The following is a 20,796-nucleotide window of genomic DNA, read 5'->3' on the forward strand; positions in this document are numbered from 1 at the left end:
GCGCCCGTGGGCCCGTCCGCCCCGCGAACCCGTGACGCGCCCGGAACTGCCCCCGCGCGGGGCCCGCACGATGATCCTGAGCATGGCCCTCATGCTCGAGGACTGGTTACCGGCCTTCCGCGGCGAGGACACTCTCGTGCCCACCTTTCGGGACGGCCTTCGGGTGCAGTCCGTCATCGAGGCCGCGCGGCGGTCGTCGGCGGGGGCGGGGTGGGTTCCGGTCGGCCTTGACGCTAAATAGGTTACGTAGTTATCTGCTTGGGTGACCGTCGACGGCTTGTTCTCGCTGCAGGACCAGGTCGCGGTCGTCACCGGCGGCAGCCGGGGTCTGGGCGAGCAGATGGCGCGCGCGTTCGCGGAGGCCGGCGCGCACGTGGTGATCGCGAGCCGCAAGCTCGACCGGTGCGCAGAGGTCGCCGCGGACATCGAGCGCACGACGGGTCGCCGGGCGCTTGCGTACGGCCTGCACGCCGGGCGGTGGGACGAGGCCGAGCCGTTCGTCGAGACCGTCTACGACGAGTTCGGTCGCTGCGACGTCCTGGTGAACAACGCGGGGATGTCGCCGCTGTACGACCGCATCGGCGACGTCACCGAGGCCATGTTCGACTCGGTGGTCAATCTGTGTTTCAAGGGTCCCTTCCGGCTGGCCGTCCTGTTCGCCGAACGCATGCGCGCGGCCGGCCGCGGCTCGGTCATCAACGTCAGTTCGACCGGCTCGCTGCGGCCGCCGACCGGCGCCGTCCCGTACGCGGGTGCCAAGGCCGCCCTGAACGCGGTGACCGAGGGTCTGGCGATGCTCTACGGGCCCGAGGTCCGCGTCAACACGCTGATGCCCGGCTCCATGCGCACCGACGTGTCCAAGGCCTGGGACATGCCCGCTGCCGAGGCTGCGGCCGAAGCCATCGCGCTGCGACGGATCGGCGAACCGCCCGAGATCGTCGGCGCGGCCCTGCTGCTGGCGTCGTCGGCGTCCAGCTACATCAGCGGGTCGATCGTCCGGGTCGACGGCGGCATTCCCTAGGAACCAGGAAGAGGACGCACAATGAGCTTCGACTTCAGCGTGGAACCCGAGTTCCAGGAGCTGCTCGACTGGGCCCGGGACTTCGTGGTGGCGAACGTCCACCCGCTGGACGTGCTGTGGCGCCACGACAACTACGCGCCGCTCGACGGTGAGCGCCGAGCGGTGGTGCGCCACCTGAAGGATCAGGTGCGCAGCAAGGGCCTGTGGGCCTGTCACCTGGGCAGCGACCTCGGTGGCCAGGGCTACGGCCAGCTCAAGCTGGCCCTGCTCAACGAGGTGCTGGGCACCTCGATCTGGGCGCCCCGGATCTTCGGCACGCAGGCCCCGGACACCGGGAACGCCGAGATCCTCGCGCACTACGGCACCGCCGATCAGAAGGCCGAGTACCTGCAGCCGCTGCTCGAGGGCGACATCGTGTCCTGCTTCTCGATGACCGAGCCCCAGGGCGGAGCAGACCCCGGCGTCTTCGTCACCCGCGCCGACCGCGACGGTGACGACTGGGTGATCAATGGGCAGAAGTTCTTCTCGTCGAACGCACGTTGGGCGTCGTTCCTGATCGTCATGGCGGTCACCGACCCGGACCGACCGTTGCGGTCGCGCATGTCCATGTTCCTCGTCCCGGCGGACACGCCGGGCATCGTCATCGACCGCAACCTCTCGCATCTGACCGAGCCGGAGGACGACGGGTCCGAGGCGCTCATCAGCTACCACGACGTCCGCGTGCCGTCCACGGCGATGCTCGGCGAGCGCGGTGACGCGTTCGGCGTGGCCCAGACCCGCCTCGGCGGCGGCCGGGTGCACCATGCGATGCGTTCGATCGGCGCGGCCCAGAGGTGCCTGGACATGATGGCGGAGCGGGCGGTGTCCCGCACGACCAAGGGCGAGCTGCTGGCCGACAAGCAGGCCGTGCAGAACATGGTGGCCGAGTCCTACCTCGACATCCAGCAGTTCCGGCTGTTCGTGCTCTACACCGCCTGGCAGATCGACAGGTTCAACGACTACCAGCGGGTCCGCAAGGACATCGCAGCGATCAAGGTGCTCACTCCTCGCGTCCTCGAAGGAGTGGCCCGCCGCGCGATCCAGGTGCACGGAGCGCTCGGGACGACCTTCGACCTCCCGCTCACGCAGTTCCTGGGGAACGGCATGCTGCTCGCCCTGGCCGACGGCCCCACCGAGGTGCACCAGACGACCGTGGCCCGGCAGGTCCTGCGCGACTACGTCCCCGCGCAGGGCATGTGGCCCAGTGAGCACGTACCGACCCGACGCGTCGAGGCCGAGCGATGGCTGAAGGAACAGCTGGCCGTGGTGCAGGTGTGAGCGACGGAGTCGATGGGGGCCCACTGACGCCGGACGTGCAGCGGCTGGGGCAGTGGATGGATGCGCAGCAGGTGCCCGGTCACGGCGCGCCGACGGTGCGGTACGTGTCCGGAGGCAGTCAGAACGAGATCTTCGAGGTCGAGCGTGACGGTGTGCGCATGGCGCTGCGCAAGCCGCCACAGACCGCCGTAGCGGCCCGCGACGACGGCATCCGTCGGGAGTGGCGCATCCTGTCCGCGTTGTCGGACACCGATGTGCCGCACGCGCGGGCAGTCGCCATGTGCGACGACCCGGCCGTGCTCGGCCGTCCGTTCTACCTGATGGAGTTCGTCGACGGCTGGTCGCCCATGGGTCACCCGGACGGGCTGGCCGAACCGTTCCACTCGGACGTGGCGGCTCGTGCCGGGCTGGCCACCGGGCTGGTCGACGGTGCGGCGCTGCTCGGTCGGGTCGACTGGCGGTCGGCGGGACTGACCGACTTCGGTCGGCCCGAGGGTTTCCACGACCGCCAGGTAGACCGTTGGCTCACGTTCTGGGAGCGCACCGGGGGCCGGGACGCGATCGCGGGAATGGCCGTCGCCACCGCGTGGCTGCGTACGCACCGCCCGATCGACTTCGTGCCCGGCATCATGCACGGCGACTACCAGTTCGCGAACGTGATGTTCCGGCACGGCGCCCCGGGGACGCTCGCGGCGCTCGTCGACTGGGAGATGGGCACGATCGGCGACCCCAAGCTCGACCTCGCGTGGGCACTGCGCGACTGGCCGGCCGCGGGGCCACCCCGCTCGGCGGGTTACATCTCGCTGGTCGGTATGCCGGAGCGCGACGCGCTGCTCGCCCGCTACTCCGAGGTCTCCGGTCGCCAGGTCGACGACTTCGACTACTACCTGGTCCTGGCCCGGTGGAAGCTGGGCATCGTCCTGGAGCAGGGGTATCAGAACGCCGGCGACGACCCGCTGCTGCAGAGCTTCGGCCGCACCGTCGAGGACCTGATGCTGGCGGCGGCCGACCTGGCCGAATCCACCGACTTCCGGCACCGCGTCGAAGCCGGGTCCGGGGCGTAGCGACAGAGGGTCGACGGGTCAACCGCCCTCGACCTCGGCGAGCAGGCGCCGTGCCCGGTCCAGCACCGGAGCGTCCACCATGCGGCTGCCGGCGCGCGCCGCGCTGCCGTCCTGTGCCGCTGCGACGACGGCACGGGCATCCGCGATCTCCGCGTCGCCCGGCCGGAACCCGGCGTGGATCGCCGGCACCTGCGCGGGGTGGATGGCCAGCTTGCCCGCGAAGCCGAGAGCGCGCGCCCGCCGCGCGTCGCGTTCGGTGACGCCGAGGTCGTCCAGCTCGGTGGTGACGCCGTCGATCGGCGCGGCGATGCCGGCCGTGCGGGAGGCGAGCACCAGGCTGCTGCGCGCGGGGAGCAGTTCGTGCTCCGCCGGCCCGTTCACCATGATGCCGAGGTCGAGCGCGTAGTCGATGCTGCCGAACACGAGCTGCCTGACGCGCGGGTGCTCGGCCACGTCGTACACCTCGCGCATGCCTTGCGCCGACTCGACGAGGGCCAGCACCTCGACCGTCGCGGGCAGGTCGGCACCGGCCAGCTCGACGGAGCCGGCGTCGGCCTTGGGCAGCAGCACCGCGCGGGGCGGTCGCGCCGCGTCGCGCAGGGCAGCGAGGTCCGCGGCGTACCACTCGGTGTGCACGCCGTTGACCCGGACGACGAGCTCAGGAAGGTCCGCGAGCGCGGCGACACGATTGCGCGCCGCGTCCTTGTCCGCCGGCGCGACGGCGTCCTCGAGGTCGACGACCACCAGGTGCGCACCGCTGATCAGCGCCTTGCTGACCCGGTCCGGACGGGTTCCCGGGACGAACAGCAGGCTCCGGTTCGCGACGGAATGGCGGGTCACGGCGCCGACTGTAACCGCAATACGTCGTCCTCGTGTCAGGAACGTTATCTCAGCTGTCTTCTCTAAATTAGATAACTAGATTAGTTTGGCGAGGCCCAGGTGCGTCACGTCACACGAAGGGAATGTCATGCGAACACGGAAGACCGTCGTCATCGCGGCGGCCATCACCGGCCTGCTGGCACTCAGTGCCTGCAGTTCGTCCAGCCGTGGAGGGGGGAAGGCAACGTCCACCCGCAACGCCACGGCCGCCTCCGGAGCGCCGATCAAGCTGGGCGTCCTGACCTCCGTGACGGGAGCTGCCTCGTCCAGCTTCAGCACCGTCGAGAAGGGGGTGAAGGCACGGATCGGGCTCGCGAACGCCAAGGGCGGGGTCGGGGGCCACAAGCTGACCTACGTCGTCGCCGACGACACGTCCACCGGCCCGGGCGCCGTGGCCGCCGCCCAGAAGCTCATCCAGCAGGACAAGGTGTACGGCATCATGGAGAACAGCTCGTTCTTCTCCGCCGCCGCGCCGACGACGACCAAGGCCGGCATCCCCACCACGGGCGTCTCCTTCGACGCCGGCCCGGAGTGGTTCGACAAGAGCGCTACCAACGTCTTCGACGCCTACGGCTACGGCAACTACTCGGTGGTGTCCACGACCTACCCCCAGTTCTTCAAGCTCAAGAGCGCCAAGCGCGTGTTCGCGGTCGGTTACGGCGTCAGCCCGTCCTCGGCGCAGAACGCCGAAGCCGTGGCGAAGGGCAGCCAGAAGCAGGGGTTGGCCGCCACCTACGACAACTCCCTCGCCTTCGGCAGCACGGATGTGGGGCCCCTGGTCCAGAAGATCAAGGCCTTCCGCGCAGACGCGGTCTACCTGTCGACCGTGCAGAGCACCGGCTACGCGATGGCCAAGGCGCTGCGAGCCGCCGGCGTGAAGTACAAGGTGCTCGCCCTGGCCACCGGGTACGGCCAGGACGTCATCAGCGACTCAGCGACGCGCGACGCCGCCAAGGGCGTTGACTTCGCCACCCTGATCGCACCGGTGGAGACCAACAAGCCCGGTGCGGCCCTGCTGGCGTCGTCGCTGAAGAAGTACGCCGGGATCAACGGCATCCCCACCTTCGGCGAGTACATCGGCTGGCTGACGACCGACCTGATGATCCGTGGTCTCACGTTGGCCGGTGCCGATGCGTCCAGCCAGCAGTTCATCACCAAGCTGCGCAGCAGTACGTGGGACGGCGCCGGGTTGCAGTCTCCGACCAACTTCGCGGACATCAAGTCGACGATGGGTGGACAGGACCAGGGCCGCTGCCTCTACTTCATCAAGTTCGACGGGGCCAAGTTCGTGCCCGAGTCCGGCGCGTCACCGCTGTGCGGATCGATCATTCCCGGAATGACCATCAAGGGGAAGTAACCGACACACCCAGCCGGCGCACCGCGTGGCCGGCACCACGCGACGAGGCCTCGATCGGTCACCGATCGAGGCCTCGTCCGTGCCGCGTGCGCCACCGCGGTACCGGTCTACTGGCGGGGGCCGAAGCGCTGCGCACCGTCGATCCGGATGCATTCGCCGTTGAGGTAGTCGTTCTCGGCGATCTGGCGCACCAGCAGGCCGTACTCGTCGGCCCGCCCCATCCGCTTCGGGTTGGGGACCGCGCTACCCCATTTCGCCTGGGCGTCGGCCTCGTCCATCTTGAACGCCGGTGTGAAGAACGTGCCGGGGGCGATCGTCATGACCCGGATGCCCATCGGCGAGAGGTCGCGTGCGGCCACCAGGCCCAGACCGACGACGCCACCCTTGGCCGCGGAGTAGTCCGACTGGCCGATCTGCCCCTCGAAGGCCGCGATGCTGGCGGTGTTCACGATCACGCCGCGCTGACCGCTGTCGAGTGGCTCGGTCCGGGCCATGGCCTGAGCGGACAGGCGCAGGACGTTGAAGGTGCCGGTGAGGTACAGCTCGAGCGTCCGGCGGAAGAGGTCGAGCGCGTACGGATTGCCGTCGCGGTCGAGGATGCGACTGACCGCGGTCGGGCCACCGTGCGCCGAGACCGCGACACGCAGCGGACCGATCGAACCGGCAGCGTCGACCGCGGCCTGCAGCGAGTTGTCGTCGGTGACGTCGGTCGCGACGAAGGTCGCTGACGAGCCCAACTCCGCGGCCAGTGCCTGCCCCTTCTCGGCCGAGAAGTCGGCGATGACGACGTGCATCCCGGCCGCCGCCAAGCGGCGCGCCGCGCCGGCACCGAGGCCGCCGCCACCGCCGGTGACCACAGCGCTTGCCCCCTTGAGTTCCATCCGAGCTCCCTTGCTTCCTGGTGTGGGCGTTGGACTTCGATTACGGTTAACTTATATACCCACCTCGGCCTCCCCTCGAGGCCCGTTCACCAGAGGTCGCACATGCCCACTGCCGTCGTCGTCGATGCCGTCCGCACCGCGGTCGGGACGTCCAGGCGGGGCTCGCTCAGCGAGACGCTGCCTGAGGAGCTCGCCCGGATTGTCGTCACCGAAACCGTGGCGCGTTCGGGGATCGACCCCGCGTTGCTCGACGACGTGGTGCTGGCCGAGTCGAACTACGGGGGCGGCGACCTCGCCCGGCACGCGGCGGTCGAGGCGGGTCTGGCGCACGTGCCCGGCACCGCCGTGAACCGGCACTGCGCGGGCAGCCTGACCTCGGTGCAGATGGCCGCGGCGTCGATCATCGCCGGCATGGACCGCGCCGTCATCGCGGGCGGCGCCCACTCGCACTCCATGAACCCCGAGCAGCGGCAACGCGTGCCCGGTACCGCCGACGAGTGGGTCGAGGGCTGGCAGAGCCCCGCCCACCCTGACGTTCCCGAGGCGCCCAACCGCGACATGACCATCACGGTCGGGTGGAACACCGCCGTCGAGGCCGGCATCAGCCGCGCCGACATGGACGCATGGGCACTGCGTTCGCACCAGCGCGCCGTCACGGCGATCGATGCCGGCCACTTCGGGGACGAGATCGTCCCGGTCAAGGCGCTGCAGAAGGACGGCAGCTTCCAGGACTTCGCGATCGACGAGCACCCCCGTCGCGACTCCACGATGGAGCGACTGGCCGCCCTCAAGCCGATCCACCCCGAGATCCCGGGGTTCTCGATCACGGCCGGCAACTCCAGCGGTGTCAACGACGCGGCCGCCGTGCTGACCGTCGTCGCCGGCGATCTCGCGCGCTCCGAGGGGCTCGACCCGATCGCGACCGTTCTGGGATGGGCCAACGTGGGTGTCGAGCCGCGGCGCAACGGGATGGCGGTCATCGACGCGATCACCCGGTTGCTCGAGCGGTGCGGCCGTGGTCGCGACGACATCGCCTTGTGGGAGATCAACGAGGCGTTCGCATCGGTTCCGGTCGCGACCGTGCGGGCCTTGAACATCGACGACTCCGTGGTCAACGTCAGCGGCAGCGGATGCAGCCTCGGACACCCGATCGCCGCGTCCGGTGCCCGCATGCTGACCACCCTGGTCCACGATCTGCGCCGGCGCGGCGGTGGCCTCGGTGTGGCCACGATGTGCGCCGGTGGCGGCCAGGCGGGAGCGGTCCTGGTCGAGGTCTGACCACCGGACATCGCGACGAGCCGCCGTCACGGCGGGGACGAGGACGCACGTGCTTTCCACACGCTTCACCCGTGAGTTCGGGATCGATCACCCCGTCGTGTGCGGCGGGATGACCGCCGTAGGCACCGCCGACCTGATCGGTGCGGTGGCCAACGCCGGGGCGCTGGGTTTCCTGACCGCGCTGACGGCGGGATCACCGGAGAACCTCGCGAAGGAGATCGCGAGGTGCCGCACGATCACCGACCGGCCGTTCGGGGTCAACCTCACGATCCTGCCGACGATCAACCCCGTGCCCTACGACGAGTACCGCGACGTGATCATCGACGAGGGGATCAGGATCGTCGAGACGGCCGGTAGCGACCCCAGCCCGCACCTGCCGTCCTTCCACGCCGCAGGTGTCAAGGTGGTCCACAAGTGTGTCGCGGTGCGGCACGCCGTCAGCGCCGAGCGCAAGGGCGTCGACGCCATCAGCATCGACGGGTTCGAGTGCGCCGGCCACCCCGGAGAGGACGACGTGCCCGGCCTCGTGCTCGTCCCGGCCGCGGCCGACCGGGTCGGGCTGCCGCTGATCGCGAGCGGCGGTTTCGCCGACGCCCGCGGCATCGTGGCCGCGCTCGCGCTCGGGGCCGACGCGGTCAACATGGGCACGCGCTTCATGGCCACCGTCGAGGCGCCCGTGCACGAGAACGTCAAGCGGCGCATCGTCGAGGCCGACGAACGATCCACCGACCTGCTGTACCGCCGCTTCCACAACACTGCGCGGGTGGCCCGCAACGCGACGTCCCAGGAGATCCTGCGGGTCTCCGCAGCGCCCGACGCGGTCTTCGACGACATCGCCCACCTCGCATCGGGCGCCCGCGGTCGCCGGCGCGTCTACGACGAGGGTGACGTCGACGGCGGGGTCTGGAGTGCCGGCATGTCGCAAGGGTTGATCCGCGATGTACCGACGGTGGCGGACCTCGTGCGACGGCTGGTCGACGAGGCCGAGGTCATCATCTCGGGGCGTCTGCGGACCACCATCGTCTGAGCTCGCGCCTGTGGCACGTCTCCACGACGCACGAACACGACACGTACACGAGGGAGCACCGTGACGACACCGACGCAGGGGCCTGCGCAGAGTTCGGGCCGGCAGGCCGTGCACTATCTCGAGGACCTAGAGGCGGGCCAGACCTTCGTCACCGCCGCCCGTACGGTCACCGAGGCCGATGTCGTCGGGTTCGCCGGTTTGAGCGGTGACTTCAACCCGATCCACACCGACGCCGAGTTCTCGGCGGGTTCGGTGTACGGCCGACGGGTGGTCTACGGCCTGCTGGGCCTCTCCATCGCCACCGGCCTGCTCGATCGTCTCGGTGTCTTCTCCGGCAGCGCCATGGCCATGCTGGGCATCACGGAGTGGACCTTCACCGCACCGGTGTTCATCGGCGACACGATCCATCTGGAGCTGGCCATCCTGGGGGTGCGCCCGTCGGCGTCCAAACCGGACCGTGGCATCGTCGAGCGCCGGTTCACCTTGCTCAACCAGCGCGGCGAGGTGTGCCAGCGCGGCCGGATCGACGTGCTCGTGCGACGCCGCCCCGCCTGAACGGTCACCGCCGGGCGCATCCGGGCTCGCGCAGCATCAGGGGCTCGAGTGCCGCCCGCACGGACGGCCCGATCACCAGCGCGGTGGCCGTCGCGGTGTCACGTACCGCCACCGTCGCGCGGGAGACGGCTACCACCTGGCTGTCCTGGAACAGGGCGGACTCGTAGTGCAGGGACGTGCGGCCGATGGAGGCCACGCCGATCGCGACGTCCACCTCGCCCGGGTACCGGACCGGTGCGAGCAGGTCGACGCGCACGAAGGCGAGCACGAAGCCCACGTCGGACCGGCGCAGCTCGTCGACGGTGACCATGCTGCGAGCGTGGAACCTGGCCTCCTCGAAGAGCTGACCGATCGCACTGCTGCTGACGTCGCCGGACGGCCCCTGGTCGGCCTGCTTGAGCGGTAGGGACTTGTGCAGCGGGTACCGCTCGGGCCGATCCGCGGATGGGTGGGCCGGGTGGCTCACAACCCGGCCGCCGCGGCCACCGTCCGCAGCGCCTGGAGCTTCTGCTCGACGGTCCGTCCCGACGGCGCCACCGAGAAGATGTCGATGCCGGCCGCGCGGTAGGCCTCCAGCCGCTCCGCTACGCGGGCCTCGTCGCCGACCAGGCCGACCCCGTCGATCAAGTCGTCCGGGGTCCGCGCCTGGGCCTCGGCGACCTGACCGGCCAGGTAGAGCTCGGTGATCTCCTCGGCCACCTCCCCGTAGCCGTAGGCGGTGACCAGGTTGCGGTAGAAGTTCTGCTCGCGGGTTCCCATGCCCCCGATGAGCAACGTGACGTAGGGACGGTAGACGTCCCTGGCGATCGCCAGGTCGTCGTTGATCACGGCACCGGTGGACGCCGCGATGACGACGTCCTCGCGGCGCCGACCGGCCGCTTCGAGGGCGTCGGTGAAGCGGTCGCGCAGCGGACCGAAGCGTTCGGGGAAGACGAGTGCGGGCAGCCACCCGTCGCAGATCTCGGCGGCGAGCGCGACGTTGCGCGGTCCGATCGCCGCGAGATAGACCGGGATGTGGGTCTCGTTGCGCAGGACGAGCTTGAGCGGGCGGTAGTCCGCACGCCCGGGCAGGTTGATGTGCTTGCCTGCGTACGTCACGCGTTCGCGGCTCAGCGCCAGCTTGACCGTCTCGACATACTCCCGGGTACGGCCCACCGGGTCGTCCCACGTCGAGCCGTACCAGCCCTCGGACACCTGCGGGCCGGACACCCCGAGGCCGAGCACGATCCGGTCGCCGTACAGCGCGACCAACGAGGCCACGCTCATGGCGGTCGTGGTCGCCGCTCGGGCGGGGATCTGCATGACCGCCGACCCGATCCGGATCGTGGACGTGTTCGCCGCCAGCCACGACATCACACTGACCGCGTCCGCTCCGTACAGCTCCGGTACCCACGCGATCGCGTAGCCGAGGCGCTCGGCCTCCTGGACGGTGGCCAGGATGGCGTCGGCATCGGCCCGGTTGCCGTTCCACGTGCCGAGGATGACGCCGAGTTCCATCAGCGTGCCCCGGTCGGGTCCGCGCCGGCGACGCGCTGGGCGACCAGCGCACTGCGGCGGACCTTGCCGGCCTCGTCGCGCAGTGGACCCGGCACGAACTCGAAGGTTCGCGGCGTCTTGTACCGCACCAGCACGTCGGCGAGATAGCTACGCAGGACATCCTCCGTCACGGTGGCACGGGCCGGGGCGGTCAGCTCGACCACGGCGTGGACCCGTTGCCCGAGGTCGTCGTCGGGCAGCCCGATCACGGCCGCTGCCTGGACGCCGGGGTGGCTCTCGAGTGCGGCCTCGACCTCTGCGGGATACACGTTCGCGCCGCCGCTGAGTATCAGATCGGTCCGCCGGTCGAGGATGTAGACGTAGCCGTCGTCGTCGACCCACCCGATGTCGCCCAACGTCTCCCACTCGCCGTGCGAGCGCGCCTGCGCGCCCACGTACCGGTACGCGCGCTGCGCGCCGGGGGGCGGTCGCAGGAAGACCTCGCCGACCTCACCGGGCGGCAGCACCGCACCGCGGTCGTCGAGCGCACGCATGTCCGCGCCGCCCGCGGGCCGTCCCACCGAGCCGGGGTGCCGGAGCCATTCGTCGCCGCGGATCCACGTCGTCGCCTGTCCCTCGGTCCCGGCGTACAGCTCGTGGATCCGGCGCGGCCCCAACCAGTCGATCCACGCCCGCTTGAGCTCCGGAGGGCAGCTCGCGCCCAGGTGGAGCACGGTCTCGAGCGACGACACGTCGTACCGGTCGCGCACCTCGGGCGGGAGCTTCGAGATGCGATTCATCATGGTCGGGACCAGGAGCAGGTAGTCCGCCCGGATGGCGTCGACCAGCCCCAGGGTCTCCTCGGCGCCGAACCTGGGCAGCAGGCCGACGTGCTTGCCGCGCAGGAGGCCGAAGGTCATGAACATGAAGGGTGCGCCGTGGTACAGCGGGCCGGGCACCGCGACGGCCCCGCCACGTCGCAGGTGCAGCGTGCGCTCGTCCGGGTCGGCCGAGCCGGGACGTGTCGAGTAGATCAGCTTGGGTCGACCGGTGCTGCCGCCGGACGTCGAGGCCCGCCAGTTGGGCGCGGTCGGGTAGTCCATCCGGGCGTCGCTCTCGCCGGACCACAAGTGGTCAGGAGCGTCGACGACCAGCGTGGGCGCGCCGATTTCGAGGATCGGGGCGCGCTCGCTGTCCGGCATCGCGGGTGGGATCACGAGCGGCACGGCCCCGAGCTTCCAGGTGGCGACGGCGCACTCGACCAGCTCGACCGAGTTCGGCAGTTGCAGGACGACCAGGGAGTTCTCACCGACGCCGGCCCGTGCATAGGCTCGGGCGCGCGCGTTCGTCCGGCGGTCCAGCTCGTCCCGGGTCAGCACGTCGGCGCCGCACGTGAGGGCCGGCGCGGTCGGGTTTTCGGCGGCGGAGTCGGCGACGAGGGCGCCGAAGGACCGCATCTCGCTCATAGCCAATAAAGTACAATAGGTAACTTGATTATCGCAGCACGGGTCTCGCGGTGGATGGGTGGCACGGAATGGATCTGTCCTACGGGGCACCGTACGAGGCGTTCCGGGTCGAGGTGCGTGAATTCCTGGCCGCGCACTGGGACCCGACCCGCGCCTCGGACCGCGACTACGTCTCGCTGTTCCGCCGGGAGGCGGTCGCAGCAGGGCTGCTCTACCGCACGGTGCCCGTCGAGTACGGGGGCGCCGGTCGCGAGGCGGACGCCTTCCGGGCGCAGGTGGTCCGCGAGGAATTCGGCCGGGTGCGGGCCCCGCGCGAGCTCGGTGGTGTCGGGGTCGCGCTGGTCGTGCCCACCCTGCTGCGCTGGGGTACGAAGGAACAGAAGAACCGCTTCATCCCGGCCACCGTCGCCGGTGAGATCCGCTGGTGCCAGGGTTACAGCGAGCCCGATGCCGGCAGCGACCTCGAGTCGCTGCGCACCACCGCCGTCGTCGACGGCGACGAATGGGTGATCAACGGCCAGAAGGTGTGGACCTCCGAGACCGATCGCGCGGACTGGATGTTCGCGCTCGTACGCACCGAGCCCGACCGGCCTCGCCGGGCCGGCCTGTCCTACGTCCTGCTGCCGATGGAACAGCCCGGCGTCGACGTCCGACCGCTGCGCCAGATCACCGGCTCGTCGGAGTTCAGTGAGGTGTTCCTGACTGGCGCCCGGACGCCGCTGGGCATGCTCGTCGGCGAGCGGGGTCAGGGCTGGACGGTGTCACGTACGACGCTGGCTGCGGAGCGCACGACCCTGGCGGCACCGGAGACCTCGACCGCCCTGTACGCGAGCCTGGTCAAGCTCGCGCGGCGCTCCGAGCAGGCCGGTGGCCGGGGCCTGTCCGACCCGCTCGTCCGCAGCGAGCTGATGAAGCTGCGCGGCTGGATCGAGTCCCAGCGGTACTCGGCGATGATCCAGGCCTCCCGCGAGGCGGGTGACGACCCGCAGTTGCTGCAGCTGTTGAACAAGTTGTTGCACACGGACGTGGCCCTGCGCGTCTCGCGGATCGCGCTCGAGTTGCTGGGCCCGTCGAGCTACCTGGATCCCGCCGCCTCGGACCGACCGGGCGACGAGCGGTGGCTCAACCAGTTCTTCGGTTCGCTGGGGGTGGCGATAGCCGGGGGCACCTCGAACATCCAACGCAACATCATCGCCGAACGCGGCCTCGGGCTGCCGCGGGACGAGGCGATGGCGCGATGAACTTCGAGCTGAGTCCCGAGCAGTACCTGCTCGGCAACACCATCCGTACCTACCTGCTCGCCGAGTGCCCGCCGAGCGGGCTGCTGGCCCGGTGGGAGGCCGCCGCCGGCGACCCGACCTGGGACGCTGCGACCTGGCAGGGCCTCGCCGGGTTGGGCGTCGCGAGCATCGCCGTTCCCGAGGCGCACGGTGGCCTGGGGATGGGCGTGCTGGAACTGGCCGTCGCCTCGCAGGCGCTCGGCAGCGCGGCCGGAACCGGCCCGTGGATCGGCCACTGGCTGGCGACGCTGGCCATCGCCCGCGCGGGTGACGAGCGGCAGCGTGCCCGCTGGCTGGGCCCGCTGGCGGACGGCTCCGCCCGCGCGTCGCTCATCTGGGACGAGCGGGGAACGCCCGTTCTCGGTGGACGGTCGGCCGACGTGTTCGTCGCCTGCATCGACGGCTCGCTCGGCCTGCTGACCGCAGTCGAGGTCACCGCCGAGGCGCTGCCGGGCATCGACCCCACCCGGCAGATCGACTCGGTCGTGCCGGTCGGCGAGGCGCAACCGCTGACCGGGGCGGACGACGCCACCGCGGAATGGCTGCGCGCCGCCGGGCACGCACTGGTCGCGGCCGACTCCTTCGGCGTCGCCAGACACGCCCTGGACAGCAGCGTCGCCTACGCGAAGACCAGGCAGCAGTGGGGGCAGCAGATCGGCGCCTTCCAGGCGGTCAAGCACCAGTTGGCGGATCTGGCCCTGCTGGTCGAACCGGGACAGGGCCTGGCCTGGTACGCCGCCTACGCGCTGGACGAGGGCCTCGACGACGCTACTGACGCCGCGGCGCTGGCCAAGGCGCACCTGGCCGACGTCGGTGTGCAGGCCGTGCGGGACGCGATCGAGCTGCACGGCGGGTTCGGGTACACGTGGGAATGCGACCTGCACATCTATCTCAAGCGCGCGCTGCTCAACCGGCAGTTCCTCGGGGACCCCGAACGCCTGCGCGAGGAGCTGGCGGACCGGGAGTTCGGCGCGGTGTCATGATCGATCTTGCCGAGGACGACGACCAGCTCGAGATCGCCGCGACGGCGGCCCGTGTGCTCGCCGGCAGTGCCGGTGAGGACCCGTGGAAGCAGTGCGCCGAGCTCGGCTGGCTCGCTCTGGCGCTGCCCGAATCGGCCGGCGGGGTCGGCTACGACATCACCGCACAGATCGTCCTGTTCCGCGAACTGGGTCGCGCGCTGAGTGTCGGTCCGTTCCTGGCCACCGCGCTCGCGGCGCACGCCGTCCTGGAGATGGGTCGACCGGAGCTCGTGCCGGAGCTGGCCGGGGGCGCCGCCCGCGCGGTGTGGGTCGAACCTGCGGGCCAGGGTCGGGGGCACTACTGGAGCGACGGCTCGACGGTCGGCTGGGGCCTCGTGCGGTCGACGTCGGGCGGTGTCTCGCTCGTCGCCGCCGCGGACCTCACCACCCTCGACACCCAGCCGGGCGTCGACCCGGAGCACCAGCTCGTCACCGTCGGACTCGGAGCGGGCGAGGCCCTGCCGACCGCGCTCGCGGACCGTGTCGTGAACGCTGCGCAGCTGCTGCTGGCTGCGATGCTCACCGGCGTCGCCGAGCGCGTGCGGGACATGTCCGTGCAGTACGCCACCGACCGCGTGCAGTACGGCAAACCCATCGCCACGTTCCAGGCGGTCAAGCACCGGTGTGCGGACATGGCCGTCCGCGCCGAGGCCGCCTGGGCGGCGACGTCGCTGGGTTCGGTGGAGGTGCAGGAGTCCCTTCCGGCTGCGGCCTTCGACGCCACCGCGGCCCTGACCGTGGCCGGCAGTGCGGCGTTGACGAACGCTCGCGACAACATCCAGAACCACGGCGCGATCGGGTTCACCGAGGAGCACACCGCGCAGCGGTACCTCAAGCGTGCGCACGTGCTGCTCACCACGTTCGGCACGACCGCCGGTCGGCGCGAGGGTCTGCTGGCGGCAGGGAGTCCGTGGTGAGGGAGCGACCGTGCAGCTGACGGATGTGGACACCGACGCCGAGTTCCGCGCGCAGGTCCGGGACTGGTTGCACGATCACGTGCCGCGCGAACCCCGGCCGATGGTCGACCGTCGGGCCGGCCGCGAGTTCGACCTCGCCTGGCAGCGCACGCAGTACGACGGCGGGTACGCCGGCGTCAGCTGGCCCAGCGAGTACGGCGGCGTGGGGCTCGGCCTGGGCCAGCAGCTCATCTGGTACGAGGAGTACGTCCGTGCCGGCGCGCCGGACATCGGTTGCGGGTTCGTCGGTGTCAACCACGCCGGACCCACCCTGATCGCCCGGGCCGACGACGAGCACAAGGCGTTCCACCTGCCGCGCATCCTGCGGGGCGAGGCGGTCTGGTGCCAGGGCTTCTCGGAGCCCGGCGCGGGTAGCGACCTGGCGTCCCTGCGCACGCGGGGCGAGCTCGACGGGGACGAGATCGTGGTCACCGGGCAGAAGATTTGGACGAGTGAGGCCGACCTCGCCGACTACCAGGAACTGCTGGTGCGCACCGACCCTGACTCCGAGCGGCACCGCGGGCTGACCTGGGTCATCTGCGACATGTCCCTGCCCGGCGTCGAGGTGCGCCCCATCCGGACGATGGCCGGCACCACAGAGTTCAGCGAGGTCTTCTACGACGAGGTCCGCATCCCGCTGCGCAACGTCGTCGGCGGACTCGGCAACGGGTGGAGCGTCGCCATGTCGACGCTGGGGTTCGAACGCGGCACGGGGTTTCTGCGCGAGCAGCTCGAGCTGGCCCGCTACGTCGAGGACCGTCTCGCCGAGGCGGACCGGCGCGACCCGGTCGTCGTGGCGGCGTTGGCGGTGGCGCGTGCCGAGGTCCGCGCGATGTACGCCATGACCCTGCGGATGGTGTCGCGCAGCGCGCGCGGCCTGGACCCGGGGGCCAGCGCCTCCATGATCCGGTTGTACTACTCCCAGCTGCGGCAGCAGGTGGAGCGGCTGGTCGTCGACGGGGCCGACGTGGACGGGGTGGTGCTCGGCCGGGACGCCCTGGTGCTGGACCGCTACCTGGACGGTTACAAGGTGACGATCGGGGCCGGCACGAAGGACGTGCAGCGCAACATCATCGGGGAACGGGGCCTGGGCCTGCCCCGCCCGTGACCGGGAGGCAACAGGGCCGGCCAGGGCAGGGTCGCACCCGTCCGGGCGGGTCCGGCGCCCCGGACGCGCCGGACCCGGCCGGCTCAGCTGATGGCGAACCTCGACAGCTCGGACTGCACGATCCCCTCCAGCGTGTCCGCAGGCGGGGTGGGCAACGAGACGGGTCCGTGGTCGCGGCTGGGCAGGATGACCGTGCCCGTGCCCGGCGTCGTGACCTCGCCACGCTGGTTGGTGCACGTCAGCTCGAGGTCGACGAGGTGATGGTCGCCGTCGACGCGCTTGTCGACCACCTGACCGTGGATCCACGAGGTGTCGCCGATGTAGTTGAACTTGCGGTGCTCGCAGCGCATCAGGTACAGCCAGGCGTCGTCGCCCATCCAGTCGGTGATGGCGTGGGTCAACCAGATCTCGCGCATCGCGCCGTAGTCGTAGGAGGTGGCCAGCCCGAGCTCACGCGCCCGGTCGGGCTCCCAGTGCAGGCGCTGCACGGTGTCGGGGATGTTGAGGTGGTTGGGCGGGTAGAGCCCTGGCGCCTTGCGCCGGGTGCGGTAGGAGATGCCGAACGCGCCGGGCGGGGTGAGCTGCATGCCCCACCCGATGTGCCAGACGACCACGTCGGTGGTGGTCAACGGGCCCTTGACGCGCGGCTGCAGGGCCTCGCCGACCCGGACGTCCTCCCAGTACCGCGGCTCGGCCCCCCGCCGCGTCTCGGCCGCGTAACAGGCGTCGATCTCGGCCAGCACGTCCGGGTCGTAGGGCTCGGGTACGGCCTGCGGCTTCTTGTCGCCGCGTTCCTTGGTGGCGTTGCGCTCGGCGTTGATCCAGGTCCCCCGCCTGATCGCGTGCGGCTCGCCGGCGCCGTTGGCGTAGAGGAAGTCCCGGGTCACGTGCGCGGTGCGCCCGCCGAACCGGCTCGGCTTCTCCTGGACCCCGACCTCGGTGAGCAGCAGCTTGCAGGTGTCGCCGAGGACGAGCGGCCGGTACCACTCGAAGTCCATGACCGCCTGGTAAGAGCCCAACCCGGCGAAGGGATCGCCCTTGAGCAGCGCCTTGGTCTCGGCGTCGGGGGCGGGCGCCGCGTCCTCGCCCATCGTGTAGCAGAAGCCCGGAGGCGCGATGACCGTTCCCCACCGGGTGTTCCGGGCGTACTCCGGATCGGCGAACAGCGGGTTGTCGTCGCCGTAGCCGTTGGCGAAGTGCCGTGTCGCGTCCCGGGTGACCTCGAGGTTGTGGCACTTGCGGACGAGCGGCTGCGGTACGCCGAGCCGGCGACGCGCACGGGCGAAGGCCTCGTCGGTGAGCCTGCCGAACTCGTCCGGCGCGGCCGTGGGTGCCTCCGCCGCGGGCGGCTCGTCCTCACCGAGTGGTTCGGGCGATCGCTGGGCCAGGTCGGTATTGACCACGTGAACCTCCGTGTACGACGAACTCAGCGGCATCCGCCGACAATACTTTTAATAAGTTAACTCAATACCCTAAGGCCCGAGGGCTTGTTTGAGGAAGCGCGGTCTGCGTCAGACCCGCTCGAAGACGGCGGCCAGCCCCTGGCCGCCGCCGATGCACATGGTCTCCAGCGCGAACCGGCCGCCGCGCCGGCGCAGTTCGCGCAGCATCGTGGTCATGATGCGCACCCCGGTGGCGCCGACGGGATGGCCCAGCGAGATGCCGGACCCGTTCACATTCAGCCGTGACGGGTCGTCCCAACCCCAACCCTTCAGGACCGCCAGGACCTGCGTCGCGAACGCCTCGTTGAGCTCGACGAGGTCCAGGTCGTCCCAGGTGAGACCGGTCCGAGCGAACAGCTTGGCGACGGCCGGGACGGGCCCGATTCCCATGATCGACGGGTCGCACCCGGCCGCGGCCCATCCGGTGAGCGCGGCGATCGGCTCCAGTCCCAGCGACTCGGCGACGTCCTCGGCCACCACGAGGCACGCCGCGGCGGCATCGTTCTGCTGACTGGCGTTGCCGGCCGTCACCGTGCCGTCGCGCATGATCGGTCGCAACCGGGCGAGGGTGTCGACGGTCGAGTCGGGCCGAACTCCCTCGTCGTGCTCGAACAGCACCGGGTCGCCCCTGCGCTGGGTCACCTCGACGGGGATCAGCTCGTCGGCGAACGCGCCGCGATCCCACGCCGCCGCGGCGCGCTGCTGGCTGCGCGCCGCGTACTCGTCGGCCTGCTCACGGGCGATGCCGTACTCGCGGCCGAGGTTCTCGGCGGTCTCGATCATGCCGGAGATGACGCCGAACCGCTCGACGGGCTGCGAACGCTCTCGACCGCGATCCAGGCGGTCGTGCAGCGCGAGACCACCGGAGCGGCTGCCCCACCGGGCACCCTGGGTGTAGTGCTCGACGTTGCTCATGCTCTCGACCCCGCCGGCGAGCACCATGTCCGCCGCACCGGTCTGCACCTCCATCGCGGCGGTGATGACGGCGTTCAACCCACCGCCGCAACGCCGGTCGAGCTGCATGCCCGGCACGCCCAGCGGCAGACCGGCGTTCAGCGCCGCCCACCGGCCGATGCACGGCGCCTCGGAATTGGCGTAGGACTGGGCGAACACGACGTCGTCTATACGCTCCGGATCCACCCCCGTGCCCGCCACCACGTCCTTGATCGCGATGGTGGCCAGCTCCTCGGCGGGAACTGACCGCAACGCTCCGCCGAAGACGCCGACCGCGGTGCGGCGCGGGTTGATGACGACCGCTCTTCTCATCTGCTCGACTCCCTGTCGGTGGTCGTGGGTACGGGGTCCGTTGGACCGGGTGTCCGCGTGGTCACGGCCGACGCTCTCCGGGGCCGTGCGATGCGCGGAGCAGGTCCTCCCGGTGGTCGGGATGGGCGAGTTGCACGAGTCGTTCCCGTCGCTGGCTGAGGGTGAGACCGCGCAGGTCGGCCGCGCCCCATTCGGTGACGATCCAGCCCGCCTCGCTGCGCGGGATCGCGACGGGACCGTCGAGCTCGGCGACGATGGTCGACCGTCCGCCGACGGTGGACCGGAGCAGCGTGATCGGAGCGCCGCCCGCCGAGAGCGCGGCGCCGCGGGCGAAGTCGAGCGCACCCCCGGCGGCGCCGACGTAGCGCCCGCGCGCGACCTCGGTGTTGACCTGACCGGTCAGGTCGACCTCGACCGCGGCGTTGATCGAGGTGAACCCGGGCAGTCCGGCCAGGACGGCCGGATCGTGGGTGTAGGAGGTGTCGCGCAACGCGATGGCCGGGTTGTCGTGGGCGAACCGGAGCACGCGTTCCGTGCCGACGAGGACCCCTCCGGCGCACGTCCCCGCGTCCCGCTTCTTGCGCGCATTGGTCACGGCGCCGGACTCGACGAGGTCGGCCACCGCGTCTCCGATCGCCCCGGAGTGCACCCCTAGGTCGCGGTGGCCGACGAGGCCGCGGACCGCGGACTCGGGCAGCGAGCCGATGCCGATCTGCACCGTGGCCCCGTCCTCGACGATCGCGGCGACGTGGGCCGCCACCGCCTCGTCCACCGCCGTCGGCGCGGGCGCGGCGACGGTCGCAGGTGGATGGTCCGCGTGCACCAGCGCGGTGATCTCGTCGGCCCGCAACACCGGCGCGTCGGGCGTGTGGGGGGCGCCGTGGTTGACCTCGGCGATCACGACCCGGCTCGCCCGCACCGCCGCGACCAGGTACTCGGCCGCCGCGGCGAAGTGGTACGTGTCCGGCGCCGGTCCGGGCGTCACCTGCACGAAGGCCGCGTCGACCGGGAACGTCCGCGCGGCGAAGGCCCCGGGCAGGTCGCTGTAGCGCGTGGTGAGCACGTCGAGACGTCCGGCGGCGTCGAGCTCCCGGGTGGTCCCGCCGCCACCGTAGGCGGCGAACCGCAGGTCCGGCACGCCGGTCAGCCGGGTCCCGCCGTCGCTGCCGAGCCCGAGGAAGCACCGCAGCGATCCGATCGACGGGGCCTGGGCGGCGAGGGCCCGGGTCAGGGTGAGCGGTTCGCCGCAGGCCTGGCCCCAGATGATCGTGTCACCCGGGCGCAGGTGCGCCGTGAGATCGATCGAGGACACGGCGCGGCCTTCCTGCGAAGCGGTGCGGGACCGCGGCCAGTCGGTGACCGATCAGGTCCATTACAGTTAACTGAGTTGATCGTACTGCG

19 protein-coding genes and 1 pseudogene are annotated in these 20,796 nt (G+C 70.9%); 12 read left to right on the forward strand and 8 right to left on the reverse strand.

The window, feature by feature from the left end; translation table 11 throughout:
• The 4 genes and pseudogenes from ACFFCA_RS05225 to ACFFCA_RS05240 all read left to right on the forward strand — a co-directional run.
• Positions 1 to 241: pseudogene (locus ACFFCA_RS05225) on the forward strand (gfo/Idh/MocA family oxidoreductase); the annotation flags it as partial.
• A gap of 21 nt (positions 242 to 262) precedes the next feature.
• A complete protein-coding gene (locus tag ACFFCA_RS05230; RefSeq protein ID WP_375482501.1) occupies positions 263 to 1,021 on the forward strand; it encodes an SDR family NAD(P)-dependent oxidoreductase in 759 nt (252 codons plus the stop codon).
• 21 nt (positions 1,022 to 1,042) lie between these two features.
• The gene (locus tag ACFFCA_RS05235) at positions 1,043 to 2,338 is read left to right on the forward strand and encodes an acyl-CoA dehydrogenase family protein (RefSeq protein ID WP_375482503.1); all 1,296 of its coding nucleotides are present in this window, start codon (positions 1,043 to 1,045) and stop codon (positions 2,336 to 2,338) included.
• Positions 2,339 to 2,394: 56 nt separating this feature from the next.
• On the forward strand, positions 2,395 to 3,402 hold the full coding sequence (locus tag ACFFCA_RS05240) for a phosphotransferase family protein (RefSeq protein WP_375482721.1): 1,008 nt from the start codon (positions 2,395 to 2,397) through the stop codon (positions 3,400 to 3,402).
• 18 nt (positions 3,403 to 3,420) lie between these two features.
• Here the strand turns inward: ACFFCA_RS05240 and ACFFCA_RS05245 are convergent, their stop codons facing one another.
• The gene (locus tag ACFFCA_RS05245) at positions 3,421 to 4,242 is read right to left on the reverse strand and encodes an HpcH/HpaI aldolase/citrate lyase family protein (protein ID WP_375482505.1); all 822 of its coding nucleotides are present in this window, start codon (positions 4,240 to 4,242) and stop codon (positions 3,421 to 3,423) included.
• A gap of 127 nt (positions 4,243 to 4,369) precedes the next feature.
• Between ACFFCA_RS05245 and ACFFCA_RS05250 the strand changes: the two genes are divergently transcribed.
• Positions 4,370 to 5,638 carry an ABC transporter substrate-binding protein gene (locus ACFFCA_RS05250; RefSeq protein WP_375482507.1) on the forward strand — a complete coding sequence of 423 codons (1,269 nt, stop codon included), beginning with the start codon at positions 4,370 to 4,372 and terminating at the stop codon, positions 5,636 to 5,638.
• A gap of 107 nt (positions 5,639 to 5,745) precedes the next feature.
• Here the strand turns inward: ACFFCA_RS05250 and ACFFCA_RS05255 are convergent, their stop codons facing one another.
• Positions 5,746 to 6,519 carry an SDR family NAD(P)-dependent oxidoreductase gene (locus ACFFCA_RS05255; RefSeq protein ID WP_375482509.1) on the reverse strand — a complete coding sequence of 258 codons (774 nt, stop codon included), beginning with the start codon at positions 6,517 to 6,519 and terminating at the stop codon, positions 5,746 to 5,748.
• A 102-nt stretch (positions 6,520 to 6,621) separates the two neighbouring features.
• Here ACFFCA_RS05255 and ACFFCA_RS05260 point away from each other — a divergent pair, with 102 nt between their 5' ends.
• The 3 genes from ACFFCA_RS05260 to ACFFCA_RS05270 are packed head-to-tail and all read left to right on the forward strand — an operon-like array spanning position 6,622 to position 9,379.
• Positions 6,622 to 7,797, forward strand: a complete 1,176-nt coding sequence (locus ACFFCA_RS05260) for a thiolase family protein (RefSeq protein ID WP_375482511.1) — start codon at positions 6,622 to 6,624, stop codon at positions 7,795 to 7,797.
• Between the two features lie 49 nt (positions 7,798 to 7,846).
• A complete protein-coding gene (locus ACFFCA_RS05265) occupies positions 7,847 to 8,824 on the forward strand; it encodes an NAD(P)H-dependent flavin oxidoreductase (protein ID WP_375482513.1) in 978 nt (325 codons plus the stop codon).
• A 60-nt stretch (positions 8,825 to 8,884) separates the two neighbouring features.
• Complete coding sequence (locus ACFFCA_RS05270; RefSeq protein WP_375482515.1) at positions 8,885 to 9,379, forward strand: MaoC/PaaZ C-terminal domain-containing protein; 495 nt, start codon at positions 8,885 to 8,887, stop codon at positions 9,377 to 9,379.
• Positions 9,380 to 9,383: 4 nt separating this feature from the next.
• Here ACFFCA_RS05270 and ACFFCA_RS05275 read toward each other — a convergent pair whose 3' ends face one another.
• The 3 genes from ACFFCA_RS05275 to ACFFCA_RS05285 all read right to left on the reverse strand — a co-directional run bounded on the left by ACFFCA_RS05275 (position 9,384) and on the right by ACFFCA_RS05285 (position 12,321).
• Positions 9,384 to 9,689 carry an acyl-CoA thioesterase gene (locus tag ACFFCA_RS05275; RefSeq protein WP_375482517.1) on the reverse strand — a complete coding sequence of 102 codons (306 nt, stop codon included), beginning with the start codon at positions 9,687 to 9,689 and terminating at the stop codon, positions 9,384 to 9,386.
• Between the two features lie 152 nt (positions 9,690 to 9,841).
• On the reverse strand, positions 9,842 to 10,876 hold the full coding sequence (locus ACFFCA_RS05280) for an LLM class flavin-dependent oxidoreductase (RefSeq protein WP_375482519.1): 1,035 nt from the start codon (positions 10,874 to 10,876) through the stop codon (positions 9,842 to 9,844).
• Positions 10,876 to 12,321 carry an AMP-binding protein gene (locus tag ACFFCA_RS05285; protein ID WP_375482521.1) on the reverse strand — a complete coding sequence of 482 codons (1,446 nt, stop codon included), beginning with the start codon at positions 12,319 to 12,321 and terminating at the stop codon, positions 10,876 to 10,878. The genes ACFFCA_RS05280 and ACFFCA_RS05285 overlap by 1 nt, the downstream gene beginning before the upstream one ends.
• A gap of 68 nt (positions 12,322 to 12,389) precedes the next feature.
• Here ACFFCA_RS05285 and ACFFCA_RS05290 point away from each other — a divergent pair, with 68 nt between their 5' ends.
• Genes ACFFCA_RS05290 through ACFFCA_RS05305 form a run of 4 tightly spaced genes read left to right on the forward strand, consistent with a single transcriptional unit; the run spans position 12,390 to position 16,687 of the window.
• A complete protein-coding gene (locus ACFFCA_RS05290; protein WP_375482523.1) occupies positions 12,390 to 13,562 on the forward strand; it encodes an acyl-CoA dehydrogenase family protein in 1,173 nt (390 codons plus the stop codon).
• Positions 13,559 to 14,584, forward strand: coding sequence for an acyl-CoA dehydrogenase family protein (locus ACFFCA_RS05295; RefSeq protein ID WP_375482525.1), 1,026 nt, complete (start codon positions 13,559 to 13,561; stop codon positions 14,582 to 14,584). Before ACFFCA_RS05290 ends, ACFFCA_RS05295 begins: the two co-directional genes overlap by 4 nt.
• Entirely contained in the window at positions 14,581 to 15,540 is a 960-nt protein-coding gene (locus ACFFCA_RS05300) for an acyl-CoA dehydrogenase family protein (protein ID WP_375482527.1), read from the forward strand. Before ACFFCA_RS05295 ends, ACFFCA_RS05300 begins: the two co-directional genes overlap by 4 nt.
• A 10-nt stretch (positions 15,541 to 15,550) precedes the next feature.
• The gene (locus ACFFCA_RS05305; RefSeq protein ID WP_375482529.1) at positions 15,551 to 16,687 is read left to right on the forward strand and encodes an acyl-CoA dehydrogenase family protein; all 1,137 of its coding nucleotides are present in this window, start codon (positions 15,551 to 15,553) and stop codon (positions 16,685 to 16,687) included.
• Between the two features lie 83 nt (positions 16,688 to 16,770).
• Here ACFFCA_RS05305 and ACFFCA_RS05310 read toward each other — a convergent pair whose 3' ends face one another.
• The 3 genes from ACFFCA_RS05310 to ACFFCA_RS05320 form a co-directional block, all read right to left on the reverse strand.
• Positions 16,771 to 18,090, reverse strand: coding sequence for a MaoC family dehydratase N-terminal domain-containing protein (locus ACFFCA_RS05310; protein WP_375482531.1), 1,320 nt, complete (start codon positions 18,088 to 18,090; stop codon positions 16,771 to 16,773).
• 108 nt (positions 18,091 to 18,198) lie between these two features.
• Positions 18,199 to 19,395 (reverse strand): acetyl-CoA C-acetyltransferase, encoded by a 1,197-nt coding sequence (locus ACFFCA_RS05315; protein ID WP_375482533.1) that lies wholly within the window; start codon positions 19,393 to 19,395, stop codon positions 18,199 to 18,201.
• A 61-nt stretch (positions 19,396 to 19,456) separates the two neighbouring features.
• Positions 19,457 to 20,707 (reverse strand): acetyl-CoA hydrolase/transferase family protein, encoded by a 1,251-nt coding sequence (locus ACFFCA_RS05320; protein WP_375482535.1) that lies wholly within the window; start codon positions 20,705 to 20,707, stop codon positions 19,457 to 19,459.
• Between the last annotated feature and the right edge of the window lie 89 nt (positions 20,708 to 20,796).

It is taken from the genome of uncultured Jatrophihabitans sp. (assembly GCF_964252635.1).
Classification (GTDB): domain Bacteria; phylum Actinomycetota; class Actinomycetes; order Mycobacteriales; family Jatrophihabitantaceae; genus Jatrophihabitans.

Excerpts from the sequence above, each read along its gene's own strand:
- ACFFCA_RS05235 (WP_375482503.1), top strand. The coding sequence starts at position 1,043 with ATGAGCTTCGACTTCAGCGTGGAACCCGAGTTCCAGGAGCTGCTCGAC.
- ACFFCA_RS05240 (WP_375482721.1), top strand. The coding sequence starts at position 2,395 with ATGGATGCGCAGCAGGTGCCCGGTCACGGCGCGCCGACGGTGCGGTAC.
- ACFFCA_RS05250 (WP_375482507.1), top strand. The coding sequence starts at position 4,370 with ATGCGAACACGGAAGACCGTCGTCATCGCGGCGGCCATCACCGGCCTG.
- ACFFCA_RS05255 (WP_375482509.1), bottom strand. The coding sequence starts at position 6,519 with ATGGAACTCAAGGGGGCAAGCGCTGTGGTCACCGGCGGTGGCGGCGGC.
- ACFFCA_RS05260 (WP_375482511.1), top strand. The coding sequence starts at position 6,622 with ATGCCCACTGCCGTCGTCGTCGATGCCGTCCGCACCGCGGTCGGGACG.
- ACFFCA_RS05275 (WP_375482517.1), bottom strand. The coding sequence starts at position 9,689 with ATGGTCACCGTCGACGAGCTGCGCCGGTCCGACGTGGGCTTCGTGCTC.
- ACFFCA_RS05280 (WP_375482519.1), bottom strand. The coding sequence starts at position 10,876 with ATGGAACTCGGCGTCATCCTCGGCACGTGGAACGGCAACCGGGCCGAT.
- ACFFCA_RS05285 (WP_375482521.1), bottom strand. The coding sequence starts at position 12,321 with ATGAGCGAGATGCGGTCCTTCGGCGCCCTCGTCGCCGACTCCGCCGCC.
- ACFFCA_RS05290 (WP_375482523.1), top strand. The coding sequence starts at position 12,390 with ATGGATCTGTCCTACGGGGCACCGTACGAGGCGTTCCGGGTCGAGGTG.
- ACFFCA_RS05295 (WP_375482525.1), top strand. The coding sequence starts at position 13,559 with ATGAACTTCGAGCTGAGTCCCGAGCAGTACCTGCTCGGCAACACCATC.
- ACFFCA_RS05300 (WP_375482527.1), top strand. The coding sequence starts at position 14,581 with ATGATCGATCTTGCCGAGGACGACGACCAGCTCGAGATCGCCGCGACG.
- ACFFCA_RS05315 (WP_375482533.1), bottom strand. The coding sequence starts at position 19,395 with ATGAGAAGAGCGGTCGTCATCAACCCGCGCCGCACCGCGGTCGGCGTC.